Below are 25,927 nucleotides of genomic sequence, written 5' to 3'. Positions count from 1 at the left end.
AAATTATCTCAATTATCTAATTTTTATTCGCGAAATAATTCCAAGTCACTTTAGCTATATCTGCAATTATTTTTTCAGTATTTTCTTTAGTTTCAGTAATCTCTTTTAAATAAATAGAAAGAATAAAATGTTTTCCGTTTGGAAGTTTAACAATTCCAATGTCGTTCATTGCAACTCTCAAGTTATTATCATTTGTTCCCGAAATTCCCGTTCTGTGTGCCAGTTCAGTTCCCTCAGGAAGTCCAGCCTTCATCCAAGTAAGACCTCGTGAAGTTTCAACCATTATTTGATACAGATACTTTGTCGTTTCTTCTTTTAAAACTTCACCCTTAAAAAACTTCTCAAGCAATTCTGTTGTTGCTATCGGAGTTGTGGTATTGATATAAAGATTTTTCCACGTCTTCATTTGGTCTTCGTTCATTTTAATAACGAAATCCTTGATACCTTGCTCATTTATAAACTTTTGAATGTACTTTGTACCTCCAACTAAATTGATCAAAATGTCACATCCGTTATTATCACTATGCGAAACCGTGTAGCGAAGTATTTTATCTAAAGTCAAATTCACATTTCCCTCTGGATAATCTACTTTCATCGGACTCCATGTATCTTCCTTTAAATCTTTCTTCTTTATAAAGATTTCCTGAGCAAGATTAAGTTTTCCTTCATCAACTTTATGCAAAACCGCCAAAGCAATATGAAATTTAAACACACTCATCATCGGCATTTTTAAATGTCCGTTAATGCTTAAAGTGTCCTTATCTTCAATACTTTTAATAGAAATTCCAACTGTCGCATTCTTATTTCCAACAATTTGATTTAGTTCTTTTCGAAGATCAGACGTTGTCTGAGAAAAAGCTTGAAAAGTTAAAAACGAAATTAGCAGTATAGAAAGTTTTGCCATATTTTTTAATGTGTCAATTAGTCAATTTGATAATTCCATACAAAGCCTGAATTAATTATCTAATTGCCTCATTTTCTAATTATCTAATTTCTAGCTCTTACAGTTCGTTGTTCAATTCTCTTTTCAAATTTTTCTCCCTCAAAGATACGCTGTACCATGATTCCCGGAATATGAATCTGATTTGGATCTAAAGTCCCAACTGGAACCAATTCTTCCACTTCTGCAATTGTAATTTTCCCAGCTCCAGCCATACAAGCATTGAAATTTCTGGCAGTTCCTTTGAAAATCAGATTTCCTGCTTCATCACCTTTCCATGCTTTCACAATGGCAAAATCGGCTTTGAAAGCTTCTTCCATAATATGCATTTTTCCGTTGAATTCGCGTGCTTCTTTTCCTTCTGCCACTTCCGTTCCGTAACCTGCTGGAGTATAGAATGCAGGTATTCCTGCCTGAGCTGCACGACAGCGTTCTGCAAGAGTTCCTTGCGGAGTTAATTCAACTTCTAATTCTCCCGAAAGCATCTGACGTTCGAATTCTGCATTTTCTCCCACATAAGAAGAAATCATTTTTTTGATTTGCTTTTTCTGCAGCAATAATCCCAAACCAAAATCATCAACTCCCGCATTATTTGAAATGCAGGTTAAATCTGAAATTGTTGTGTTTACCAACGCTGCAATTGTATTTTCAGGAATACCACATAATCCGAAACCACCAAACATGATGGTCATGCCGTTTTTAATTCCTTCAATAGCTTCCTGAACACTATTTACTTTTTTTGTTATCATAACAAACTATCTTTATTGCTGAATATTTTTGATAAAAATAAGATTTTTAGATTAAATTATAACGATTTCGTAAAAATAAAACCAAAATAAAATCCCTTTACTCATCTTCTAAAAAGAGTCGTAAAGGGATTGAGATATAATCAGATAAGCTTTATTGCAACATTGTTACAATTCAAACTCATCAGTATTTTGTTCAGTCTGTGTGGTATCTTTTACAACAGCAGGTCTTTGATAGCAATCTACTTTAATAGAAAGATTTGCCGGACGTTCAAATTCAGCTTTTGAAATCTGAAGATCTTTATCCGCATAACACTTTTTCATATAATAACCCCAAACTGGTAAAGCTGCTGTTGCTCCTTGTCCGTAAGTCAAACTTTTGAAACGTGCTGAACGATCTTCGCATCCAACCCAAACTCCAGTAACTAAGTTCGGAACCATTCCCATAAACCAACCGTCAGACTGGTTTTGCGTTGTACCGGTTTTACCAGCAATTGGATTTGTAAACATGTATGGATATCCTGTCCAACGGTTATCTCCGCTTCCACCGCCTTGCGTACGTAAACGTACACCAGAACCACTTTCTGTTACCCCTTGAAGTAATTTGATTACTGCAAAAGCGATATCTTTATTTAAAACGTCGTGAGACTCTGGAATTGGTTCATAAATAACCTCACCACTTTTATTCTCAATTCTACTTAAAAACTGTGGTTTTACATAAACTCCCTGGTTTGCAAATGTGCTATACGCTGCAACCATATCTTCAACAGTGATATCTACAGCTCCTAAAGCAATAGATGGCTGTACAGGAATTTCTGTTTTAACTCCTAATTTTTTAGTCAATTCAACAACAGCTTCTGGACTTGTTCTATCAATTAATTTAGCCGAAACCGTATTAATAGAAGCGGCTAAAGCTTGCTTTAAAGTCACCATTCCGCGGTATTTGTAATCAGAATTTCTTGGCTCCCAATCTTCTGTTACGTGGTGACGCCCTTTATGAATCATAAACGGTCCGTCAAGAATAGAATCACAAGGCGACATATTCAGTTCTTCGATTGCTGTTGCATAAACAAAAGGCTTGAAAGTAGAACCAACCTGTCTTGCTCCTTGCCCAACGTGATCGTATTGGAAATATTTGTAGTTAATTCCTCCAACCCAAGCTTTAATTGCACCCGTTTGAGGTTCCATCGACATTAAACCAGATTGTAAAAAGTGCTTGTAGTAACGAATAGAATCTAATGGCGTCATTACTGTATCTCTTTCTCCTTTCCAAGTAAAGACACGCATTTTTGTTTTTACTTTGAATGAAGCAATAATATCATCTTCGCTTTTGTCCATTTCTTTCATTTGTGCCCAACGAACAGAATTCTTCATCGCCTGCATCATGATTCTATCTGTCTCAGCTTGTGTAATATTTACGAAAGGAGCATTTTTATTGTTTTTTTGATCAATAAAAAACTGCTGTTGAAGATTTTGCATATGTGCTGCAACAGCTTCTTCTGCATAAGTTTGCATTCTAGAATCTATCGTAGTATATATTTTAAGTCCGTCTTTATAAATATCGTAATCCGATCCGTCTGGTTTTTTATTTTCTGCAACCCATTTCTTCATGTAATCACGAAGATATTCTCTAAAATAAGTCGCTATACCTTCACGGTGGCTTTCCAGTTTAAATTTCAAAGTAATTGGCAAAGCTTGAAGCCTTTCTTTTTCGGCTTCTGAAATCATTTTTGCTTTTGCCATTTGAGATAAAACCACGTTACGACGGTTTTTTACCCCTTCTGGATTTCTAACAGGATTGTATAAACCTGAGTTTTTGAACATTCCAACCAAGATAGCCGATTCGTCAACTGTCAAGTCTTTTGGCTCTTTAGAAAAATAAGTCTGTGCCGCAGAGCTTACTCCTACAGAATAATTTCCGAAGTCGTAAACATTGCAATACATCGCCAAAATTTCATTCTTGGTATATTGCCTTTCCAGACGAATAGCGATAATCCATTCTTTTATTTTTTGTACAATCCTGAAAGGAAGAAATTTAGATCCTTCTCCATGAAACAACTGTTTTGCAAGCTGTTGTGTCAATGTACTTGCGCCTCCGTTTGTTCCTAAACTAAAAACGGCTCTTAACGTTCCTCGTCCATCAATTCCTGAATGTTCGTAGAAACGTGCATCTTCAGTAGCAACAAGCGCTTCTACCAGATTTTTAGGTAAATCTGAATATTTAAGTTGAGATCTGTTGGTTTTAAAATACTTACCCAACACCACTCCGTCAGAAGAAATAATCTCTGTAGCAAGGTTTGAATCTGGATTTTCTAAATCTTCAAACGAAGGCATAGAGCCAAATAAACCCCATGAGGCAAATAAGAAGAAAGCTAAAACTCCTAATAAAGAGTAAGCAAATACCCTCCAGAATTTCTTCTTGTAATAATTAATATCCTTAGTTTTATTTGATGGATTGTTTTTTTTAGCAGCCATAACTATTTTTCTAATCTTTTTGTTCTATTCTAAAACCAACGTCTGTAATTCCTTGTAAAGCTTCAACTCCAGGAATTTTACCTGATTGTCTAACAGCTTGTTTGATATGAACTTTATATTTTCCTGTAAATTTTACATCTTCTTTGTAAAAGAGTTTGCTTTCTTTTATATCAGAAAATCCATTTCCTAATAAAGTCCCGTCTGGCGCTGCCATTTGATATTCTAACGTATCTACTTTTGTAAAACCGCTTGGGGTTTCTAAAGCCACAATCAAAAATAAATTATTAAACGGATAATTATTGTTATCTCGTATGTTTACAAAGGCATTGTATTTTTTTGTAGAATCTAAAACCGGCAAATCAAAGCTTATAATACTGTCTTTATGCCAAGCACTTCCAACAGATTTATACTCATCAAATACTCTTTTTTTATCACAAGAAAAAAGAAGTATTGCTGCCAAGAGAAGAATTCCGCTATTTTTTATTCTCATTTTTAGTATTCGTTATTGGTTTCCTAGGTTCAGCAGGTTTATTTTCATTTGAATTTTGCTTATTCGGATTGTTTTTATTCGAATTATGCTTTTTCTTATGATTTGGCTTGTTTGGATTATTTGGTTTAGTCCCAACATTGCCATTATTTGCGTTTCCAGCGTTGTTTGGATTATTATTTCCTACTTGTTTAGCATTGTTATTCGTATTTTTCTCCTGCTGTGGTTTTACCGGAGTTGCAACACCAGCCGTTTCCGTACTTTGCTTGCGTTTGCGATTTGGTTTTTTCTTTCTTTTTGGCTGGTCAAAACGAGTCAAACTCTCTTGTCCCATTGCATTATTGAAATCTTTTTCTGGTTCTGCAACTACCTCAACAGCAAAATCTTCTAGAGATGAGACTTTGTTTTTCTGTTTATTTTCAGCAATAATTTCTTTTACCTGATCAATTTTTAAAACATGCCAGTTTGCGAAATTATTGGTGTAAGCAAACCACATTAAACCTTTAAAAATATCTTGTTTTTGGCAAACAGCGTCTCCTTTTTCTGTTACTAGTTTTGTATCGTAATCAGGAAAATCTTTTAACGCGTCCATGTAAGTGTCTAACTCATAGTTTAAACAGCATTTTAATTTACCGCATTGCCCCGCCAATTTCTGCGGATTCAATGACAATTGCTGATAACGAGCTGCCGATGTATTTACACTTCTAAAATCTGTTAACCAAGTAGAACAGCAAAGTTCACGTCCGCAAGAACCAACTCCACCTAAACGAGCCGCTTCCTGACGGAAACCAACTTGTTTCATCTCTACTCTAGTACTGAATTCTTTAGCAAAATCCTTAATCAGCATTCTAAAATCGACACGATCATTTGCTGTATAGTAAAAAGTCGCTTTAGAACCGTCTCCTTGAAATTCGATATCCGAAATTTTCATTTCCAATTTATGCTGAATTGCCAATTCGCGAGCACGAACTTTCATTGGTTCTTCACGATCACGCGCTACAGACCAGATATCAATATCTTTTTGAGATGCTTTTCTATAAATTTTTGGAACATCATTACTTTCGTAATTCACTCCTTTTTTCTTCATTTGAATCTTTACCAACTCTCCTGTAAGAGTCACAATTCCAATATCATGTCCTGGAGAAGCAACAGTTGCTACAATGTCGCCAATACTTAAAGTTAATCTCTCCGAATTTCTAAAAAATTCCTTGCGTCCGTTTTTAAAACGAACCTCAACACAATCAAAAATCGCCTCTCCATTAGACGGACTCATATTCGAAAGCCAGTCAAAAACAGTCAATTTATTGCAGCTATCGGTGCCGCAAGTCCCATTATTTTTACAACCTTTTGGTGCGCCACCGTCTGAGGTTGAACAACTTGTACATGCCATAATTATATATGTAGTGCTGCCAGAATGCAGCTTAAGTTCATAAACGTTTGATCGGTAAAGATAGTATTTTTTTTATTTTGCTTTTTATGCATAAAAACTAAAGGCCTGTTAAATTAAAAAACCAGTTTTTTTGTACGCAAATCTTTACCAAATTACACAACTCTTCATCTTCTTTTTAAAATATTTTCCGAAAAAACTTTATTCTGTAAGTTTTATGGCCTAAAATGGTAATTTAACTTTTTATCCTGAAATATATTTAGCATTTTTATGTTTTATCTTACAACAGTGTTTGAAAAAGCCCAATTTTAGGCACTTTCAAATCTTAATCTTTCATTTTAAAATTCATCAAAATGCAAACACAAAACCAGATTGAAAATTTCCTTTTTCAGGGAAAATTTGACGAGGCCAGAGAATGCCTAAATAACGGAGAAAAATTTAACGAACAATATCTAAAAAACAATTTTTCGCAGATTGCTGGTAAAATCATTGATGCCAAAGAAATTGATTTTATAGAAAAATTAATAAAAGCCAGATTTATTGAAACCGATATTTACGAATTGGATGGTTTTGATCAATCTATTTTCAAACCTTTAAGTTTATATTTAAAAGATGATGAAGAGTCAATTGCTTTTTTTAAGGAATTGATGTCGAAAATGGATAATATTAACGATGAAATAAGCGATAAAACCCTTCTTGGTTATTTTCTAGAAAAAGGTGTTTCGCCAAAAATAGTTCAAGTTTTAGTTGATGATTTTGGGGCTAACACTCAGTATAAGAACAATGCAGACGAAAATTTCATTCATGCTATTTTGAATGTTTACGGACTAGGTCCTGAAAAAGTGAAAGAGTACATAGCCATTTTGACAAATAACGGAGTTGACATTAACGAAAAAAATATCGTGGGAACTACTCCACTTTTGTGTGCCGTAAAAAGAAACAGAAAAGAACTAATCCCTTTTTTACTAGAAAACGGAGCAGATCCAAACGAAACTGACAACCTCAACAATACTGCTTTTTATTATGCTGTTGCTGAACAGTTTTCATTTGACATGTATGATGCCTTAACTTCAATTTCTTCTCCTAATTTTAATATTGTCAATAAAGACGGCCGAACTCTATTTACTAGTTTTATCAGTTCTGCTTCGGGTTCTGCAAGTGATATTTCGTTCATAGAAAGATTATTGTCTGATGGTGCCGATGTAAATTTCTGCGCACAATATTACGGACAGCCTAAATCGGGAATTGATTTTATTGTCGAAAAGAAATCGGATATCTTAAAATCTGTTTTAGAAAATGTTTCTTTAGATGTAAATGAACAAGACAATCAAGGGAACACCATTTTGCATAAAGTATGCGCTTATAATGTCAATTATGACGCAGAAATGGCAAAAGAAACGTATAGAAAAGTAAAACTGCTATTAGATCAAGGTGCCGATACTTCTATTACAAACGACAAAGACGAAACTGCTTTAATGCTTGCCTCTGGAGATAACCTCAAAATTAAAACCGTCGAACTTTTAATGAAACAATAAAACGATCATTTACTTAAAATTACTCAAAGATGTCAATGTCATTTATAGTTGCCTGTGAAAATGGGAACCGAAAAATAGCCGAATTGCTACTTCAAAACAAAGAAGTAGATCCAAAATATACTGATGAAAAAGGAAGAACTGCGATTCATTATGCCGCACACCGCGGTTATCTTGATATTGTAAAAATTCTACATGAGGAAGGTGCCGATATTAACTACGAAGATCATCAGGGAGAAACGCCTTTGTACTTTGCCTGTCTTCAAAAACAGAAACAAACTGCACTTTATCTTTTAGAAAATGGAGCAGAAATCACAAAGAATGATAAATACGGAAATAGTCTTCTACATTTAGTCGTTCAAACGGCTCAAATTGAAATCGCAACAAAGTTGCTTCAAGCCGGAATCGATGTTAATCTAATGAATAACAACGGAGAAACCCCTTTAATATTGGCCTCAGCAAAATTAAACAGAGAAATTATCCAACTGCTTTTAGACAATGGAGCCGATATTAACGTAACTGATAAACAGGGAAATACGCCACTTATTTATGCTTGTTATACCAAATCGATTCCGATGGTGACTTTGCTATTGGACAATGGCGCTGAGATAAACCACACTAATCATTCTGGCGAAAATGCGCTTTTAATTGCCTGTTACGAAACCAACAGAATGTTAGCTAAATTATTGATTGAAAGAGGTTCAGATGTATTTACTTCAAGTAACAATGGATATTCTCCGATTTGGTACGCTTGCGCGAATAATCAAAAGGAGATTGTGGCCTTGTTTTTAGAAAACGGAGTTGATGTGAACTACAGCAAGCCCGTCGCCAGCGATACTTCATCTATGAATGATTATTTGGATTGGATTGTAAGCGCAACAAACATCTCAAACGAATCTACTTTTACCCTTAACGATTCTTATACTTATGGCGGCGAAAGCCTGTTGCATGTAGCTACCAAAAAAGGAAATTTAAGCATGGTGAAACTGCTTATTGAAGCTGGAGCAAACATTAACATTCAAGACGAATCTGGGAATACGCCTTTGCATTACAGTGCCGCTAATGGTAAGAAGGATGTTGTAAAATATTTATTAGACAACAAAGCCGATGCTTCAATCGTAAACGTAAAAGAACAAAAAGCGATTGATTACTCGAATGTAAAAGGCTTTAATGAAATTACAGAACTAATTCTGAAATACGCTCCGTCTGGAACTGTTGTAACCTCCATAAATGTTCCGCAAGAAGCACCAAAAACTGAAGCTTCAAATTCGATGGAACCAAAGAAAAAGGCATTATTAGATTTAAAAGAACTTCTAGATGCTGGAATTTTGACTTCGGAAGAATTTGACGCTGAGAAAAGTAAAATATTAAAAGGATAAACAATAAATAAATTTAAAAAATGAAAAAAATCTTAAATGCCACAACACTATTTTTAGTATTAATTGCCGCAAGCTTAGTTTCGACATCTTGCACCAACCTCTCTCCAGAAAAAACCTTTGAAATTGCAGCTTTAAATTCGAATTTGTTATCTCGTTTTGGAAGCAAGGAAATTAATGAAAAGCTTCAATCTGAGCCTCAGGTTTATGATGAAACACAAAAGAAAATGATTCCGTCTACTTATCAAGATTCTTTTAAATACGATATAACTAATTTAGAAGCTAGATTAAAAACGATTCAGGACATACCAGAAGATGAAGACAATAAAGAACTTCTTCAGGCCTCAAAAGACTTGTTTTCTTATGCAATTGCGAAACAAAAGGAAGGTTATGTACCAATCGGAAAGTTGAAAGACGAAAAAGCTCCTTCAGAACAAATTGAAAAAGCAATTGCTGATTTTGATGCTTCAAATCAAAGCGAAATAGATGCAAAATTTACTAAATTGATGAATGTGGCACAAACTTATGTTGACAAGCATAATATCAATGCTAAAATTGGAATCTAAATTTCTCCTGCTGGCGCAAATTTTATACTAGCGCCAGCATTAGATTTTAACAAGAAAATTGTAAAACAAGCTCAAAAAATATGATAAAAAAATACTCTCTAATTATTGGAACATTTGCATTGCTAGCAATTACCACTAGCTGTAAAGATGATAAAAGCAGTAATAAAAAATCAAATAATGCCGAAATCACAGATTTACAAGAAATCCCAGAAGTAGAAGAAACTACTGTTGTGACCAAAAAGAATCCAACCGACTTTATTCCTAAAAACTTTGTGGCTTTTGACACTATTTACGGCGATTTAAATAAAGACGGATTAGACGATTGTGTACTAATTATTAAAGGCACTGATAAAAGCAAAGTAATTACAGATGAATATCGTGGCGAATTAGATAGAAACCGAAGAGGTATTATTGTTCTCCTTAACAAAAAAGGCAGTTACGAATTGTTTACAAAAAATGAAAGCTGTTTTTCTTCCGAAAATGAAGATGGTGGCGCTTATTATGCCCCTGAGTTAGAAGTAGAAATAACGAAAGAAAAACTATTTATAAGTTACGCGTATGGAAGATACGGTTACTGGCAATATATGTTTAGGCTTCAAGATAATGATTTAGCTCTTATTGGTTATGATTCTAGCAGTAATAATGGTCCTGTAGTAAATGTCGAAACCAGTATAAACTTCCTTACCAGAAAAAAGCTTACCAATGTAAACACAAATGATGATGCAGACAGCGGTGAAGAAGTGTTCGAAAAAACCGAAACAAAAATTGCAAGAACTAAACTTCTGAAATTATCAGGAATTAAAGATTTTGATGAACTTCGTTTTTTTGATGAATAGTTTCATAAACCTTATCCCGAATTAAGCATGAAAATAAAGCTTCTTCTTTTTCTAATTGCACAGGTGTACATCTCAAATGCCCAGAAAGCTTATATGAGTAATGATTTTTTAAAAGGTTATACTTTATATTTTCTGAAACAAACTAAGAATTCAGAAATAAAAGAATATTATAAACTTACAGAGAATCAAACCAAGAAAACGGTACTCGAATATGGCGCTAAAGAATTTTCGAATTCAGAATTGCTAAAAACGGCTAAAATCACTTCTTTCAAAAGCATTCCTGAATCTAATATTCGAGTTTTAGGAGATGTCAACTTTGATGGACGTACCGACATTATCATTTTTAACAATGAGAAAAATGACGATGAAGGTTGTTACACACCTCAGCCCACAGCATATATCTTTATTAATTTGGCAAATTCTTTTGTGCTAAGCAATAGTATTAGCGACTTATATTACAATTCCTTTTGTGTAAGAGGTGGCGCATTTGAAATTGACGCTAAAAACAGACGTCTTATAACCTCGAGTAGCGGTGGCGCAGCGCTTCATGTTTGTTCCTATTATAGCGTTTCTGGTTTGGAAGCTGAAGAAGAATGCACTTTTGAGGAAGATGGCTATTCTTTTCCTTTTTTAAAAATAACAGGCAAAAAACGAAAAGGTAATGATTTCATACCTTTTTCGACTTTATCTGTCTATGAACCAAACCTAGACAAAGTAGTTTCTTTTGATACTAAAAATGGTAAAGGCCACATAATTCTATTTAAATATAATGCTATTTTGTACTATGCATTTCGACAAAATGATGAGTATAAGTTTGTTTCGTTTGCTCACCCATCAAGTCCTGAAAAAGCAGACAAAGCAGGATTTAAATTTCGAAAACAAAACACAGTTTATGAATTGGAATTTAATAGTGGCAGCATAAAATATATAATTTATGAAAGCGCTACAGACATTGGAATCAAAATTTATGTAAACGGAAAACTATCTGATTGGCAAGGAACTTCTAAAAAAGGAAGTTTATCTTTATTATCAAATAGTAGTTTCAAAAATATGGTCAAAGAATAAATTTATTGTAAAAAGAAAGACCCGATAGCGCGGATTTGCAATCCGTGCACGTAAAGTATATCAACAAAGTGAAAGAGAGAGAAAAAATAAAAACTGTGAGAATAAATAAGATTTGCTAATTGGAACGGGCACGGATTGCAAATCCGCGCTATCGGGTTTCGTGCATTAGCGACGACTACACAAAATAGGGTCATTTTTTTATTTCAAAAGAATTAAAATTTGTTAAGTTTACTCGTACCAAAATTTTGAGATTTAAACTAACCCAAAACAAACCGCTGCAAATGAACACCGAAGTTTTACCAAACCAACCAAAAGAGGAGATAAACTATTTTTACCGTTTTAACTTTTCAAAGTTTAAAGCGATCGTTTTCCCTCTTGCCATTATTGCCTTCCTTCTTATTATAAAACAATTTATCATCAATAATTTTTCCGTTTCTAGTGTTGGAGGATCTGGATTATCAGGTATGCTAATCCCTTTTCGAGGGCCCCAAAACTTACCTTTGTGGGCAAATATTTTGAACACAATAATTAATGCCCTAACTATAATAATAGCTCTTTGCTGGGAAGCAGTTAATGAAAAAAAATTCGATAAACTAAAATATCTCCTTTTGCTATGTCTGCCAGCAATACTATCAGACATAATCTTTACTTTTTCAGATCTTCGCGAATCTTATGCTAATAGTCCCTTTTTTATACTTTATTTTGCTTTAGGTTATTTGCAACCATATGCTTTGTATGGTCTCTTAAGAAAAAAAATACTTTATAGTAAAGAAATCAACTTTTTAGGCTATCTAATCGGAATGTTTACTTCTATAAGCATCGAGGCTTTATATCAAAAAACAGTTTCTGTATTAACTTTTAGCGATTTTTACGGCTCTGCTTCGCCTTATGAAGTAGTGTTTTTTAGATTATTTACGATATTGACTTTTTTCTATTTTATATTTCTATTAGATGCTGGATTTTCTTTTAGGAATTTTATAAAAATGCCTACAGCTACTTTTCTTAGCTATAAAAAATTCACGATACATTTTTCTCTATTGTTTACTTCGTTCCTTGCTGTTCATTTGGTTTTTACAGAACAGTTTTCAGTCAATTGGTTCCATTCTTCAGGTCCAAATATTTCAGGAATTTACAACAATATCTATACTGTTATTCGTGTCATTTTTCAAATTACATTTGTCTATTTATTATTCTCCCAACTATTGCTTTCGCAATTAGCTGCTTTACGCAGAAGACCTTTTTGGATTTACCTGTTGAGTTTTATACCGGTAATTAACTTAATTCCTTTTCTATTCTTTTTCCGCAAAAACACTCCTTTAACGAATGAAGAATATTTGGAAATCGAAGAAGATGAAAATCAAAGGAAATCATACTTTCAAGTATTTCTTTTGTTATTACTGAGTGCCTATGCCATTTACAAATTTATAAGGCTTGAATTAAACCGTCAGGACTTAATTTATTTAAGTGGGTTAGTTATCTTGTTGTATATTTTTATAATATACTTTAGAAAAGGTGTCTGGATAGGTTTTGCACTATTAGCTATGGGATTCTTATTCTTTTTATTTCAAGATCGCCCTAACGGTTTCTATTATTTCTGCATTCTCGCTTATGCCGCAATTGGAATATATAATCTTCATATTGCTATATTTTGGGAAGCTCCAGAATGGACTGAAATTGATGAGAATATCGAAACAGTAAAAATTGAAGAAGCATAAACAACAGCACATTAATACAATTGTCACAACGTATTTAACCAAAAAGAGTCGCAAATGTGCGGCTCTTTTTGATGTAATTAAAATACCCCTAAGTTTCTTTAACCGTAATAATCTTTACTGGACAAGCCTTTGCTGCCAATTCACAGCTTTCCACAATCGCATGATTAGGAGATTTTAAAGTAAAAAATCCTTTTGCATTCTGCGAATGAATGAGAACCGATTTTCCGTCTTTTTTTGACATTTGAAAATGAATAGGATCCATCTCGACACAGTAATTACAGCCAATGCACTTATCTCTTTGTAATGTTACAATAACCATTATGCCTCAACAATTTTATATAATTTATCCGACATTCTGATTCTGAATGGCAATTTGAAACTGCAATCATCTCCTTTTGTTGCTTTTTCGCCAGCAGCATCATTCACAAACATTTCGTCGATAATCATTTCCTGTGCTCCTGTACTTGGCCCCGTGACTAAAATTTTGTCACCAACTTTAATATCGTAAGCTTCAATCTTAAATTGTCCTACTTCTGCTTTCGGGAAATAATGTATTCCTTTTCCAACATAAACCTTTTTCTGAGTCGCTGCAGACCCTGGAATATCACTCCATTCTCCTAATTCTTGTCCTAAATAATACCCAGACCAGAAACCGCGATTATAAACTGTTTCCAAAGCTTTCATCCATTCTGCAGTTTTTTCTTTTGAAAAAGTGCCTTCATAGTAAGAATCAATCGCTTCACGATAGGTTTTGGTTACCGTTGCCACATATTCTGGCGCACGTCCGCGCCCTTCGATTTTCAAAACCTTAATTCCAGAATCGATAACCTGATCCAAGAAATCCAATGTACATAAATCTTTTGGTGACATCATGTATTCGTTATCCAATTCGATTTCAAAACCTGTTTCCTGATCGATAACGGTATATTTTTTTCGGCAGTTTTGTTTGCATGCGCCACGATTTGCAGATGAATTATGCGAATGCAGGCTCAAATAACATTTTCCTGAAACCGCCATACACAAAGCTCCATGACCAAAAATTTCGATTTCGACTAAGTTTCCATTTGGTCCTTTTATCTGCTCTTTCTCAATTTGGTCTGTGATGTTTTTTACTTGACGCAAACTCAATTCACGGCTTAAAACCATTGTGTCGGCAAATAGACTGTAAAATTTAATGGTTTCAATATTCGTTACATTCAATTGAGTTGAAATATGAACTTCCATTCCAATCGATCTTGCCATAGCTATTACAGCTTGGTCAGAAGCTATTACCGCTGTAATATTGGCTTCTTTAGCTTTTGTCAATAATGTTTTTACAACCGATAAATCGTGATCGTAAATAATGGTATTTAATGTCAAATAGCTTCTAACTTTTTTGGCTTCGCATCGATTGGCAATTTCTTTTAAATCGTCAATAGTAAAATTCACCGTTGAACGTGCTCGCATGTTGAGCTGTTCAACTCCAAAATATACTGAATCACAGCCATTATCTAAAGCAGCCTGAAGCGACTCAAAATCTCCTGCAGGAGCCATGAGTTCAATTGTATTGTTAATTGTCATTTTCGATTTATTATTCAAATGACAAAAATAATGTGGGCATAGATTAGATTTCTATGATATATATCATAGTCTATATTTTAAAAATTATTCGCAGTATATTATTAAAAAAGCCCACGATTGAAACCGTGGGCTTTGTTTTTCTTTACGTATGTTTTCTCAAATATAGCACGTGGTTTTAACCACGGGAAACGTATCGTTGAGAACATTCTTTGCGTTCCGGCGGTTGAAACCGCAGGCTATGTTTTATTCTTTATGTTTTTCAAATATAACCCGTGGTTTAAACCATGGCGAACGTATAGATTAGAAAATTTCTACAGCTTGTAAATCGTTGCGGATTTGCTTTGCGTTCCCGCGGTTGAAACCGCAGGCTATGTTTTATTCGTTATGTTTTTCAATATAGCCCGTGGTTTAAACCATGGGAAACGTATTGTTATCCATTTCAAACCATAAAAACGCTCCGTTGAGCTAAAATCATTTGCCTTCTAACCCATGTAATTTTACAAAATCATCAAATTCATCTTGTCCATTTTTCTTAAGATGATGTTGTTTTTGATTTTTAATATAATTGTAAACGGCATTTAACTGAGATTCGCTGACAGAGAATGCACCAAACCCAGTTTGCCATGCAAATTTTTCAAGGATAAATTCTCCTCTATTCATAAAATGAGAAGAACTTCCTTTTACTTGCTTTACAATATCTGTGATAGTTTTTTGTGGATTTTGTAAAAATAAAACATGTACATGGTCTGGCATTCCGTTAATGATTCTAACTGGGCATCCAAGTTCTGTTAACTCTAGCCAAATATAATCGTAGAGCGTTTTCTCAATTGAAAAATCAATCAAATCCTTACGATTTTTGGTAGCCCAAATTACATGGATCCATAATTTGGTAAACGATTGTGACATAAATAAATTAGCATAAAAATTTTGCTAATTTACAATTTTATACAATTTATCTGACAAACGAATACGAAATGGAACCTCAAAAGTAACCTTATCACCAACTTTTGCAGATTGAGCTTCTGCGCCATTAACAATGATTTTGTCTAAAACCAATTCCTGATCACCTGTTGTCGGCCCAGAAATAAGGATTCTATCACCTCTGTTTAATTCGTGATTTTCTACTGTAAATTGTCCAACTTGCGCTTTTACATAATAATGTTCAGCTTTCCCAAGAAGTACTTTTTTTACTTTTATTTTCTGACGGATATCTGCTGGCTTTTGAGCTGTTGCCAAAGCAGTTTCTGGTAATTCCCCTGAATGTTTGAATTTCAAGTTTTCAGATTTTCCTTTTCTGAATACTTTATTTCCAACCTGTTTTCCAGTTCTTAAACGAACTTGGTCAACTAAAGGCATGTGGATGATTTCTAAACATTCTGTAGAACAGCAGTTTTCCATTGTTGCTTTACAATCATCACACTGAATAAACAATAAATGACAGCCGTCATTTTCGCAATTCGTGTGGTTATCGCAAGGTTTTCCGCATTGGTGGCATTGCGAGATAATATCATCCGTAATTCTTTCGCCCAGACGATTATCAAATACAAAGTTTTTACCAATGAATTTGCTTTCTAAACCTTCTTCTTTCAATTGTTTAGCGTAATTAATAATTCCGCCTTCCAACTGATAAACGTTTTTGAAACCTTGGTGTTTGAAGTAAGCACTCGCTTTTTCGCAACGAATACCTCCAGTACAATACATTACCAGATTTTTATCGTCTTTGTGATCTTTAAGCTGATCGTTGATAATTGGCAAACTTTCTCTAAATGTCTCAACATCTGGAGTAATCGCATTTTTAAAATGTCCAACTTCACTTTCGTAATGATTTCTAAAATCAACTACAATTGTATTTGGATCGTCAAGGATTTCGTTGAATTCTTTGGCTTTCAAGTGAACGCCTATATTGGTTACATCAAAAGTGTCGTCGTTTAATCCATCGGCAACGATTTTGTGACGAACTTTGATTGTTAGTTTTAAAAACGAATGGTCATCATGCTCTACAGCTTCATTCAAACGAATGCCTTTCATGAAGTCATAAACTTCAAGAGTTGTTCTAAAAGCCTCCAAATTTTCTTCAGGAATACTCATCTGAGCATTTATTCCTTCATTGGCAACATAAATTCGGCCTAATGCATCTAGGGCATTCCAGGCTACGAACAAATCATTACGAAATTTTTGTGGATCTTGAATTTTGGCATACGCATAGAAAGACAACGTTAGTCGTTGTTTACCTGCATCATCGATCATGATGGCTCTTTCTTCTGCGCTCAAAGTGTTATACAGTTGCATGCTATAAACAGTTTTAAGTTAAGAATATATGTTTTTTTAGATTTTTCTCTAAATCTGCGGCAAATTTAGGGTTTATTTTGAGATTAAAAATGATCTTCCCTTAATTATCTGATTTTTTTAACATCAAAAAAGGATTGTATTACTAGAGAATTTCACTTTTTACTTATTATTATCTTGTAAAGTATGCTGCACCAAATCATCTACAGAAATAAAACGGCTAATATGCCCAAAGAGAATTTCAAGATTCTCTGCACGCAGACTATCTCTAACATCTGAGCGGGCTTCGGCTATTTTTAGAGTAATGTTCTTTGCCTGCAAATCAATAAATAAATTCTTTAAGAAACGTGCACCAGCAATATCGATGCGAGGTGAAGAGTTGAGATCTAATATTACTGTTTTTAAAGAATCTTGTTCGCTGTAGATTTTTTCCAAAATCCGTTCTTTAATGTATTCTGCATTGAAATAGAATATGGAAGATTCTACTCTTACAATCAATATGTTTTCCATTTTTTCGTTATCTGGATGTCTTTTCAGATCTGTATAAATTCTTGTTCCTGGAATTCTTCCTAGAAAAGCCACATGAGGTTTTGATGCAGCTTTTAATAAAAGTAACAAGGTTACGAGTGTTGCAAGCAAAACTCCTGCAAGAATTCCCCAGATTAATACTCCTGCAAGCGCAATCATCACAACAGCAAATTCTTGTTTGTTTATTTTATAAAGATGTCTCATTTCTTTCCAATCAAAAAGCCCTCTTATTGCTACTAGAACAATGGCAGCCAAAATTACGGTTGGCAGATTTTGAAGATATCCTGTTAAAAACAAGAGACAGCAAGCAATTGTACCCGAAGCAAACAAAAGAGATAATGGCGTTTTCGCACCCGCAGCATCGTTTACCGCTGATTGCGACAAACCGCCCGCAACAGGATAACCGTGTCCGAATGAAACAGCCGCATTAGCAACTCCAAGTGCCAAAAGCTCCTGACGCGGATCGATAACATATCCGTTTTTTTGTGCTAAGGTTCGCCCAGCAGAAACGCTTTCGATATAAGACAATAAAAAACAAGCCATCGCAAGTGGCAAAACTCCCTCTACATCTCGAATCCGCAGAGAAGGCAGATGAAATTCAGGAAGACCAGTCGGAATAATCCCAACTGTATTGAATTCGGCATATTGTAATGATGTAGCCGAAATAAGAATAATAGATAAAATGACAATTACTATTGCAACTGGAAACTGCGGTGCTATTTTTTCTCCTATAATTAATATCAGAATAGCAATTATTCCAAAAATAAAAACAGCTGTATTCATGTCTGGAATTTGATGGAAAAGAATAACAATTCGTTCCAAGAAATTATCCCCGCCACCTTTAACTCCAAATAATTTCGGCAATTGGGTTAAACCGATAGTGATCGCAGCGCCTGCTTTGAATCCAACCAAAACGGTTTCACTAATAAAATTAATAATTCCACTTAACCTCAGCAAATAAGCAACAATGGCCATTCCTGCAAACACTAAGGCTGTAAGTGAAGCGATTTCAGACCAGCGTTCGATATCACCGTTTGCCATACCTGATATGGTTGTGCCTACTAATAAAGAAATTGCAGATGTTGGACCTATTGCAAGCTGTCTGCTGGATCCTAACAAAGCATAAAAGATGCCGCCAATGAGATATCCGTAAATTCCATATTGAGGAGGTAAACCAGCAAGAGTTGCATAGGCAAGAGAAACAGGAATTCCGTAAGCGGCAAGAGTTACTCCTGCAATGAAATCTCTTTTGAAATTCTGCTTTTCATAATTTTTAATCCAATCTAGTGAGGGTAAAAGCTTAGAAATCATATTAAAAAAGATTAAAATAGTACTAATTCACAATTATAAATAAATGTTTATAGCTGCAAAAGGTTACTCTTTCTCTTCTAACAATGCTTTCTTAACCTCATTGAGTTCTGCAATTTTCTCTGGACTCACTTTAGGATATTCCAGATCCATTTCGTCTAAAGCATGAATAATTGCAGAAGCAATCGCAATTCGAGCATAAGACTTATCATCTGCAGGAATTACATACCAAGGCGATTTTTTGGTCGATGTGTTTTTAATTAATTCCTCATACGCATGCATATAATCATCCCAATAGCCTCGCTCTTTGGCATCGGCTGCACTGAATTTCCAGTTTTTATCAGGATTATCAACTCTTTCAATAAATCTTCTCTTTTGTTCTTCTTTAGAAACATTTAGAAAAAACTTAATGACCACTGTTCCGTTTCTACTCAGATATTTTTCAAAGTTTCGAATGTCTTCAAAACGATTATCCCAAATGTCTTTGGTAATCAATTTCTCAGGAAGTTTTTGCCCTCTCAATATTTGTTCATGAACACGAACCACCAAGACTTCTTCATAGTACGAACGATTAAAAATTCCTATTCTTCCTCTTTCTGGAAGGTGTTTTTGACAACGCCATAAATAATCATGATCTAATTCTTCTGAGCTTGGTCCTTTAAAAGAAGAAACCTGACAACCCTGCGGATTTATTCCTGACATTACATGCTTTATAGCACCATCTTTTCCAGCTGCATCCATAGCTTGAAAAATAATAAGAACAGACCACTTATCTTGCGCATACAAAATATCCTGCATGGCAGCTAGAGCCTTAACTCCCATTTTTAATGTTTTCCGAACTGAGATATCGTCATTTTCTATAGCATAAGAAGTTGGTTTACCTTTTAATGTGAAGTTCTTATCGTCTCCAACACAATATTGCTCAGAAAATTTTTTTGCCCGATGCAATAATTCCTTTTTAGTTAATTTTTTTAAATCATTATCATCTCTTTCTTCTTTTTTGTGTTTTTTCTTGTTATTTTTTGACATGATTATAAAAGTTTTTGAATTATTATTACTAGTCTTTTGAATAATTTATTCTTACAAAAATGCAGTTTGTCGGCAGTAAATGGCATTTCATCCTAATTTGTATTATCAACTGAAATACAGATAGATAAAATTTTAACTAAAATTAACAAAATTCACACAATATTTAATCACCTAACCAAAAAAACGCTAACTTAGCTATTGCACTTTATTGGTTTTTAGTTAGTTGTATTTAATGAATTTTACCTAAAAGAATTTAACAATGAACAAAATCTATTCCTCCGCAGTCTTACTATGTCTTTTAATGATTTCTTGCAAAAAAGAAACACCTCCAGCACCCAAACCACTAGAAATTTCAGTTACAACGGTTTTACAGCAAGATGTAAAATTAGAATCTGAATACACGGGGCAGACTTTTGGTCAATCTGATATACAAATTAACCCGCGAGTTGATGGTATAATTGAAAGTATGAACTTCAAAGAAGGAAGTTTTGTCAAGAAAGGACAGGTGCTTTATACAATTGACCCTTTACCATATAGAGCGAAACTGAACGAAGCACAGGGAGTTGCCGCAGAATCGCAGGCACGATTATCTAAAACCAAATCAGATTTGGATATGATTACTCCGTTGGCAAAAATGAATGCGGTGAGCCAAAGAGAATTGGTTTCGGCAAAAGCAGCGTACAATGCTTCATTAGCACAGATTAAAGCATCTGACGCTTCGGTTCAAAATGCTAAAATCGAATTGGGTTACTGTCAAATTTTAGCACCAATTTCAGGATTAATTGGTTTGTCTAAAGTGAGAGTAGGCGATTATGTGCAGCCTGGGCCTTTGTCAGTTCTAAATACAATTTCTGATCTTGGCGATGTGAGAGTTCGATTTACAATAAGCGAACAGGAATTTTTGCGTCTTTTTAGAGAATTTAACAAACCAAATTCTCCTTTAAAAGGCTCTGGAGCAAGTGTTACCATAAAACTATCTGACGGTTCGATTTATCCGCATACAGGAAAAGTAAGTTTTGCCGACAGACAAATTGATCCTTCTACAGGAGCTATTACTTTTGAAGCCGCTTTTCCCAATCCAGATAAATTATTACGTCCTGGCCAATATGTAAAACTTGCTTTGCTTACTGATATTCGCAAAGAAGCAATCGTAATTCCGCAGCGCGCAGTCATTGAAGTCCAAGGAATCTATCAAGTTTATGTCGTAGGCAATGACAACAAAGTGCAAATGCAGATTGTAAAACCAGGCCCTACCGTTAAAAACGGTTATATTATTGAAGATGGATTAAAACCTGGCGACAAGATAGCCATGGGAGGTACTTCTTTATTGAAGAATGGAAGTGTCATTACCCCGAAAATCGTTCAATGGCAATTGGGCGATCCAGAAACTGTAGCTGCAAAGTAATCTAAATCACATACTATTATGGGAGAATTTTTCGTCCGAAGACCAATTGTTGCCATTGTTATTAGTATTATTATTGTGATACTTGGATTACTGGCATTACAAAAAACACCTATTTCGCAATATCCGGATATTAATCCGCCAGTTGTAAAAATTACCACTTCTTTTACAGGAGCTAATGCGCTGAATGTTGAACAAGCAGTTGCAACTCCAATTGAGCAAAAGGTAAACGGTGTTGAAAACATGTTGTACATGAAATCGATCAATACTTCGGATGGTGCTTGTACTATCGAGGTAACTTTCGACGTAGGAACCAATCTGGACAACGCTAATATGCTTACGCAAAACAGACAAAACCAGTCTGCTCCCTTTATGCCATCAAGTGTAAAACAACAGGGTGTTGTGGTAAAAAAATCGCTTTCTTTTCCGATGATGTTGTTTACCATTACGTCTACTAATCCGAAATACGATGCTAAATTTTTAAATAATTATGCAAGTATCAATGTTGTTGACCAGCTGGCTCGTATTAAAGGAGTTGGAGAGGTCGCACTTTTTGGAGGTAGTGATTACTCAATGCGTATTTGGCTAAAAGCTGACATGATGAGTAAACTCGGCGTAACAGTTGAAGACGTAAAAAATGCGCTAAACGCACAAAACATGATCAGTCCAGGAGGAAAATTTGGAGCTGAACCAGCGCCTCCTAATACTGAATTCACATATGGTGTAACACTTCAAGACCGCTTGGTCACCGAAAAAGAATTTGGAAACATCGTAGTTCGAAGTAAAGAAGATGGAGCACAAGTTTTACTTGCCGATATTGCCCGAATCGAATTAGGAACCGAAAATTATAGCTCAACAGCTAGAAGAAACAGTTCTCCAAGTGCTGTTATTGCTATGTACCAAATGCCAGGAAGTAATGCTCTCGAGGTGGCAGAAATTGCAAAAGCCACCATGAAACAATTGTCTGAAAGATTTCCGCAAGACATCGAATACCAAGAATCTTTAGATACAACACTTGCTATTACTGCAGGGGTTGATGATATTGTTCACACTCTTTTTGAGGCTATTGTATTGGTTATTATAGTAGTGTTTATATTCCTTCAAAACTGGCGTGCTACTTTAATTCCGTTAATTACAGTTCCCGTTTCGCTTATTGGTACCATTGCCGTTTTCCCAATGTTAGGATTTTCGATCAATACCCTTTCGCTTTTAGGATTAGTACTCGCAATTGGTATCGTGGTCGATGATGCGATTGTGGTTGTAGAAGCCGTAATACATCATATCGAGCATGGAAAAACTCCTAAAGAGGCTACAGTTCAAGCAATGAAAGAGGTTTCGGGGCCAGTAATAGCGATTGCATTAATTCTATGCGCCGTTTTTATTCCAGTAGCTATGACACCCGGAATTACGGGACGTTTTTACCAGCAATTTGCCATAACCATTGCCGTCTCGGTGGCCTTTTCTGCGTTTAGTGCCTTGTCTTTAAGTCCCGCGCTTTGTGCCATGCTATTAAAACCCACAAAACCTATTGATCAGCAAAAAGGATGGCTTGCTAAATTCTTTACTTGGTTTAATAGGGTTTTCGAAAATGTTACTGGAAAATATATTGGTGGAGCAACATTTTTTGCCAAAAAAGCCATGCGTATTGTTGTTTTACTAGCTGTCATTCTTGTTTCGATAGTGTTTTTAGGCAAAAAGATTCCAGTAGGATTCATTCCAGAAGAAGATCAGGGATATGTTTTAGTAAATATTGCTTTGCCTCCTGCATCATCATTACAGCGTACCGATGAAATATCGAAAAAAGTAGATAGTTTCCTTAAAGAAGAAAAATCTATTTTATCCTATACCACGATAAACGGATTTAGTATGCTTACCAACTCTTATCAGCCAAATAACGCTTTTATTTTTATTTCCCTAAAACCTTGGGAAGACAGAGCAGAAACGGCCAAACAGTTTGTAGACCGATTCAATAAAAAACTAGCGACTCAAATTACGACTGCTACTTGTTTTTCATTTGGTCCGCCTGCAATTCAAGGTCTAGGTGCTTCAGCAGGATTTAGTTTGATGCTGCAAGACCGAGGAGGAAATACGCCTCAATATTTAGCAGAACAAACACAAAAATTTATTGCCGCCGCGCAGCAACGTCCTGAGATTAAACGAATTTACACCACTTTTAATGCTGGTACACCGCAAATTAAACTGGATATCGACAATGATAAAGCCATGAAATTAGGAATACCAGTCTCTAAAGTTACCGAAGCCCTCGGTGCCTTTTTGGGAGGAAGTTACGTGAATGATTTTAACCGATTTGGACGTCAATATAAAGTTTATGTACAGGGAGAAGCTGTTAATCGTGTAAAACCAGAAGACCTAAACCTGATTTATGTAAAAAATAATAAAGGAGATATGCTTCCAGTTTCGACATTGGTTACGGCGACTAAAGTATCTGGTCCCGATTTTACGAATCGTTTAAACTTATTTAGATCTGCAGAAATTGGAGGAAGTCCGAATGATGGTTATAGTAGCTCGCAGGCTCTGACCGCATTAGAAGAAGTCGCCAAAGAGACCTTACCTGCAGACATGAGTTTCGATTACATCAACTTATCGTATCAGGAAAAGCATTCGCCAGGTGGGTCTTCTGTATTTATTATGGCCTTGGTTTTTGTATTCTTAATCCTAGCCGCACAATACGAAAGCTGGAAGCTGCCATTTAGTGTACTTCTTGGAGCGCCTTTCGCCGTATTTGGAGCCTTTTTAGGACTTCTTTTGGCAAGATTTGGAAGTGATGCTTATGTCAACAACGTTTTTGCACAAATCGGACTCGTTTTACTAATCGGATTAGTGGCAAAAAATGCCATTCTTATTGTTGAGTTTGCCAAAGAAGAATACGAAAGAGGGAAACCGCTTTACGAATCGGCAATGTATGCAGCAAGACTTCGTTTTCGCCCGATTCTGATGACTGCTTTTGCTTTTATTCTTGGAGTTGTGCCGTTATTAACCGCTACAGGTGCTGGTTCTCAAGCTCGTATTGTAATGGGAATGGCCGTATTTAGCGGAATGTTAATTGCTACAGTTCTCGGTGTATTAATTGTACCAGGTCTATTTGTTATGATTGAAAGAATTGGACATAAAAAAGAGGAAACAATCGTAGAAGGAGAAAAAAATGTAGAATCAAATACTACAGACCATGAGTAAGAAATATAAAATAATCGTTATTGTATTGGTTGTTTCCTTACTTCCAGCAGGATGTATGGTCGGACCAAAATATAAAAAACCTGAACAGTTAAAATCAGATTCTTATAAAAACGAAAGAAATTTAGACAGTCTCGCTTCGGTAACCAACTTAAAATGGTTTGATTTGTTTAATGATGATGTTTTAAAAGGTCTTATTCAAAAAGGCCTTGAGAATAATTATGATTTAAAAATTGCGGTTTCAAGAATTGAACAGTTTCGTGCTGAATTAGGTTATTCCAAAGCCGATTTATTTCCGGCTTTTCAATATGGAGCTACCATAAACAGCAATAAGAAATACATTACTCCGTCGACCGCTGGTGCAAGTATGTCTTGGGAACTAGATTTCTGGGGGAAATTTCGCCATGAAAATAATGCTGTCAAAGATGAACTTCTCGCTACAGAAGAAGCTCGTAAAGTAATATTGTCTGATATCGTTGCCAATATTGCAATAGCGTACTTTCAGATGCGAAATTTTGATGATCAGCTGGAAATAACCAAGCATACTCTTGAAACAAGAGAGAAGTACTATCAAATCATAAGCGAAAGATTTGAAAAAGGGTACATCTCAGAAGTTGACAAAGTACAGATTGAACAGCAGGTTGCCATTGCTGAAGCAGCAATTCCCAACATTGAAAGACAAATAACCTATCAAGAAAATGCGATTGCGTTGCTTACAGGTCAGCTACCAACCGAAATTCCGAGAGGAAAAAGCAATACCGAGTTACAGATAGTCAGCAAAATTCCATTATCAATTCCGTCTGCCTTATTAGAAAACAGACCCGATGTAAAAGCGGCCGAATTAAGATATGCGGCAGCAAACGAAAGAATTGGCGTAGCCCAGGCAATGCGTTTTCCGTCTATCAATCTAGCTGCAATTGCCGGATTTGCCAGTGCCGATTTGAGTAATCTTTTTCTCGGAAGCTCCTATATGCAAAATGCATCAGGCGGAATTGCAGGACCAATATTTGCATTCGGAAAAAACAAAAGAAGAGTTGAAATAAACAGACAACAAGCAGAACAGTTCAAATTTCTTTATCAACAAACCTATATTGGTGCTGTTTCTGAAGTAGAACAATCTATACAAAACGTTAGAACTTATCAAGAAGAATGGAAAGCCCGCAACAGACAAGTGCAAGCGGCTTTGATAAACTTTAAGCTATCTCACGAAAGATATGACAGCGGTTACGTTTCTTACTTGGAAGTTTTAGATGTAGAAACCAACCTTTTCAATGCACAGTTAAGTCTAGCTCAATTATCTGAAAGACAATTAAGTTCAATGGTTGAATTGTACAAAGCACTTGGTGGAGGATGGAACCTCTAAGAAAAGGTTCTGAGTTGCTAAGATTCTAAGGTACTAAGGTTTCAAAAATTGTATAAACAACAAAAGCACTATTTTCATAGTGCTTTTGTTGTTATTCTTTGTGCCTATATTACTTTGTGTCTAAAACCTTAGAA

The 25,927-nt window shown here is 35.2% G+C and carries 20 protein-coding genes; 9 read left to right on the top strand and 11 right to left on the bottom strand.

Annotated elements, in window-relative coordinates; genetic code table 11:
• Window positions 1-16 precede the first annotated feature (16 nt).
• The 5 genes from bla to AAYQ05_RS02170 form a co-directional block, all read right to left on the bottom strand.
• Window positions 17-904: a class A beta-lactamase, subclass A2 gene (gene bla / locus AAYQ05_RS02190; protein ID WP_343540860.1), complete on the bottom strand. Its 888-nt coding sequence runs from the start codon at window positions 902-904 to the stop codon at window positions 17-19.
• Between the two features lie 83 nt (window positions 905-987).
• Window positions 988-1,689 (bottom strand): CoA transferase subunit A, encoded by a 702-nt coding sequence (locus AAYQ05_RS02185; protein WP_343540859.1) that lies wholly within the window; start codon window positions 1,687-1,689, stop codon window positions 988-990.
• A gap of 165 nt (window positions 1,690-1,854) precedes the next feature.
• Complete coding sequence (locus AAYQ05_RS02180) at window positions 1,855-4,161, bottom strand: penicillin-binding protein 1A (RefSeq protein ID WP_343540857.1); 2,307 nt, start codon at window positions 4,159-4,161, stop codon at window positions 1,855-1,857.
• A gap of 10 nt (window positions 4,162-4,171) precedes the next feature.
• Window positions 4,172-4,651 carry a gliding motility lipoprotein GldH gene (locus AAYQ05_RS02175; protein WP_111377678.1) on the bottom strand — a complete coding sequence of 160 codons (480 nt, stop codon included), beginning with the start codon at window positions 4,649-4,651 and terminating at the stop codon, window positions 4,172-4,174.
• Window positions 4,635-6,038: a PSP1 domain-containing protein gene (locus tag AAYQ05_RS02170; RefSeq protein WP_343540855.1), complete on the bottom strand. Its 1,404-nt coding sequence runs from the start codon at window positions 6,036-6,038 to the stop codon at window positions 4,635-4,637. The genes AAYQ05_RS02175 and AAYQ05_RS02170 overlap by 17 nt, the downstream gene beginning before the upstream one ends.
• 350 nt (window positions 6,039-6,388) lie before the next feature.
• Here AAYQ05_RS02170 and AAYQ05_RS02165 point away from each other — a divergent pair, with 350 nt between their 5' ends.
• From AAYQ05_RS02165 to AAYQ05_RS02140, 6 genes are all read left to right on the top strand, one after another.
• Window positions 6,389-7,570, top strand: a complete 1,182-nt coding sequence (locus tag AAYQ05_RS02165) for an ankyrin repeat domain-containing protein (protein WP_343540853.1) — start codon at window positions 6,389-6,391, stop codon at window positions 7,568-7,570.
• 29 nt (window positions 7,571-7,599) lie between these two features.
• A complete protein-coding gene (locus AAYQ05_RS02160) occupies window positions 7,600-8,946 on the top strand; it encodes an ankyrin repeat domain-containing protein (RefSeq protein WP_343540851.1) in 1,347 nt (448 codons plus the stop codon).
• A gap of 20 nt (window positions 8,947-8,966) precedes the next feature.
• A complete protein-coding gene (locus tag AAYQ05_RS02155; protein WP_343540850.1) occupies window positions 8,967-9,509 on the top strand; it encodes a hypothetical protein in 543 nt (180 codons plus the stop codon).
• Between the two features lie 80 nt (window positions 9,510-9,589).
• Window positions 9,590-10,345, top strand: coding sequence for a hypothetical protein (locus AAYQ05_RS02150; protein WP_343540849.1), 756 nt, complete (start codon window positions 9,590-9,592; stop codon window positions 10,343-10,345).
• 27 nt (window positions 10,346-10,372) lie between these two features.
• On the top strand, window positions 10,373-11,410 hold the full coding sequence (locus tag AAYQ05_RS02145) for an XAC2610-related protein (RefSeq protein ID WP_343540847.1): 1,038 nt from the start codon (window positions 10,373-10,375) through the stop codon (window positions 11,408-11,410).
• A 281-nt stretch (window positions 11,411-11,691) separates the two neighbouring features.
• Window positions 11,692-13,125: a hypothetical protein gene (locus AAYQ05_RS02140; protein WP_343540845.1), complete on the top strand. Its 1,434-nt coding sequence runs from the start codon at window positions 11,692-11,694 to the stop codon at window positions 13,123-13,125.
• An 88-nt stretch (window positions 13,126-13,213) separates the two neighbouring features.
• Here AAYQ05_RS02140 and AAYQ05_RS02135 read toward each other — a convergent pair whose 3' ends face one another.
• The 6 genes from AAYQ05_RS02135 to AAYQ05_RS02110 form a co-directional block, all read right to left on the bottom strand.
• On the bottom strand, window positions 13,214-13,444 hold the full coding sequence (locus AAYQ05_RS02135; RefSeq protein WP_177211604.1) for a ferredoxin: 231 nt from the start codon (window positions 13,442-13,444) through the stop codon (window positions 13,214-13,216).
• Entirely contained in the window at window positions 13,444-14,685 is a 1,242-nt protein-coding gene (locus tag AAYQ05_RS02130) for a peptidase U32 family protein (RefSeq protein ID WP_343540844.1), read from the bottom strand. The genes AAYQ05_RS02135 and AAYQ05_RS02130 overlap by 1 nt, the downstream gene beginning before the upstream one ends.
• A gap of 471 nt (window positions 14,686-15,156) precedes the next feature.
• Entirely contained in the window at window positions 15,157-15,591 is a 435-nt protein-coding gene (gene tnpA, locus AAYQ05_RS02125) for an IS200/IS605 family transposase (RefSeq protein ID WP_343540843.1), read from the bottom strand.
• Window positions 15,592-15,615: 24 nt separating this feature from the next.
• A complete protein-coding gene (gene trhO / locus AAYQ05_RS02120) occupies window positions 15,616-16,974 on the bottom strand; it encodes an oxygen-dependent tRNA uridine(34) hydroxylase TrhO (RefSeq protein WP_343540842.1) in 1,359 nt (452 codons plus the stop codon).
• A 159-nt stretch (window positions 16,975-17,133) separates the two neighbouring features.
• Window positions 17,134-18,810, bottom strand: coding sequence for a SulP family inorganic anion transporter (locus AAYQ05_RS02115; protein WP_343540841.1), 1,677 nt, complete (start codon window positions 18,808-18,810; stop codon window positions 17,134-17,136).
• Between the two features lie 63 nt (window positions 18,811-18,873).
• A complete protein-coding gene (locus AAYQ05_RS02110; protein ID WP_343540839.1) occupies window positions 18,874-19,836 on the bottom strand; it encodes a polyphosphate kinase 2 family protein in 963 nt (320 codons plus the stop codon).
• A gap of 259 nt (window positions 19,837-20,095) precedes the next feature.
• On the opposite strand from AAYQ05_RS02110, the gene AAYQ05_RS02105 reads away from it, so the two are divergent.
• The 3 genes from AAYQ05_RS02105 to AAYQ05_RS02095 are packed head-to-tail and all read left to right on the top strand — an operon-like array spanning window position 20,096 to window position 25,793.
• Window positions 20,096-21,241, top strand: coding sequence for an efflux RND transporter periplasmic adaptor subunit (locus tag AAYQ05_RS02105; RefSeq protein ID WP_343540838.1), 1,146 nt, complete (start codon window positions 20,096-20,098; stop codon window positions 21,239-21,241).
• Between the two features lie 18 nt (window positions 21,242-21,259).
• Entirely contained in the window at window positions 21,260-24,433 is a 3,174-nt protein-coding gene (locus tag AAYQ05_RS02100; RefSeq protein WP_343540836.1) for an efflux RND transporter permease subunit, read from the top strand.
• The gene (locus tag AAYQ05_RS02095; protein ID WP_343540834.1) at window positions 24,426-25,793 is read left to right on the top strand and encodes an efflux transporter outer membrane subunit; all 1,368 of its coding nucleotides are present in this window, start codon (window positions 24,426-24,428) and stop codon (window positions 25,791-25,793) included. Before AAYQ05_RS02100 ends, AAYQ05_RS02095 begins: the two co-directional genes overlap by 8 nt.
• The last annotated feature ends 134 nt before the right edge of the window (window positions 25,794-25,927 follow it).

Source organism: Flavobacterium movens (assembly GCF_039581425.1).
Lineage (GTDB): Bacteria > Bacteroidota > Bacteroidia > Flavobacteriales > Flavobacteriaceae > Flavobacterium > Flavobacterium luteolum.
This window is presented reverse-complemented; position numbering and strand designations above follow the sequence as displayed.

Excerpts from the sequence above, each read along its gene's own strand:
- AAYQ05_RS02180 (WP_343540857.1), bottom strand. The coding sequence starts at position 4,161 with ATGGCTGCTAAAAAAAACAATCCATCAAATAAAACTAAGGATATTAAT.
- AAYQ05_RS02110 (WP_343540839.1), bottom strand. The coding sequence starts at position 19,836 with ATGTCAAAAAATAACAAGAAAAAACACAAAAAAGAAGAAAGAGATGAT.
- AAYQ05_RS02095 (WP_343540834.1), top strand. The coding sequence starts at position 24,426 with ATGAGTAAGAAATATAAAATAATCGTTATTGTATTGGTTGTTTCCTTA.
- AAYQ05_RS02115 (WP_343540841.1), bottom strand. The coding sequence starts at position 18,810 with ATGATTTCTAAGCTTTTACCCTCACTAGATTGGATTAAAAATTATGAA.
- tnpA (WP_343540843.1), bottom strand. The coding sequence starts at position 15,591 with ATGTCACAATCGTTTACCAAATTATGGATCCATGTAATTTGGGCTACC.
- bla (WP_343540860.1), bottom strand. The coding sequence starts at position 904 with ATGGCAAAACTTTCTATACTGCTAATTTCGTTTTTAACTTTTCAAGCT.
- AAYQ05_RS02145 (WP_343540847.1), top strand. The coding sequence starts at position 10,373 with ATGAAAATAAAGCTTCTTCTTTTTCTAATTGCACAGGTGTACATCTCA.
- AAYQ05_RS02170 (WP_343540855.1), bottom strand. The coding sequence starts at position 6,038 with ATGGCATGTACAAGTTGTTCAACCTCAGACGGTGGCGCACCAAAAGGT.
- AAYQ05_RS02150 (WP_343540849.1), top strand. The coding sequence starts at position 9,590 with ATGATAAAAAAATACTCTCTAATTATTGGAACATTTGCATTGCTAGCA.
- AAYQ05_RS02100 (WP_343540836.1), top strand. The coding sequence starts at position 21,260 with ATGGGAGAATTTTTCGTCCGAAGACCAATTGTTGCCATTGTTATTAGT.
- trhO (WP_343540842.1), bottom strand. The coding sequence starts at position 16,974 with ATGCAACTGTATAACACTTTGAGCGCAGAAGAAAGAGCCATCATGATC.
- AAYQ05_RS02185 (WP_343540859.1), bottom strand. The coding sequence starts at position 1,689 with ATGATAACAAAAAAAGTAAATAGTGTTCAGGAAGCTATTGAAGGAATT.
- AAYQ05_RS02155 (WP_343540850.1), top strand. The coding sequence starts at position 8,967 with ATGAAAAAAATCTTAAATGCCACAACACTATTTTTAGTATTAATTGCC.
- AAYQ05_RS02140 (WP_343540845.1), top strand. The coding sequence starts at position 11,692 with ATGAACACCGAAGTTTTACCAAACCAACCAAAAGAGGAGATAAACTAT.
- AAYQ05_RS02105 (WP_343540838.1), top strand. The coding sequence starts at position 20,096 with ATGAACAAAATCTATTCCTCCGCAGTCTTACTATGTCTTTTAATGATT.
- AAYQ05_RS02175 (WP_111377678.1), bottom strand. The coding sequence starts at position 4,651 with ATGAGAATAAAAAATAGCGGAATTCTTCTCTTGGCAGCAATACTTCTT.
- AAYQ05_RS02165 (WP_343540853.1), top strand. The coding sequence starts at position 6,389 with ATGCAAACACAAAACCAGATTGAAAATTTCCTTTTTCAGGGAAAATTT.
- AAYQ05_RS02160 (WP_343540851.1), top strand. The coding sequence starts at position 7,600 with ATGTCAATGTCATTTATAGTTGCCTGTGAAAATGGGAACCGAAAAATA.
- AAYQ05_RS02135 (WP_177211604.1), bottom strand. The coding sequence starts at position 13,444 with ATGGTTATTGTAACATTACAAAGAGATAAGTGCATTGGCTGTAATTAC.
- AAYQ05_RS02130 (WP_343540844.1), bottom strand. The coding sequence starts at position 14,685 with ATGACAATTAACAATACAATTGAACTCATGGCTCCTGCAGGAGATTTT.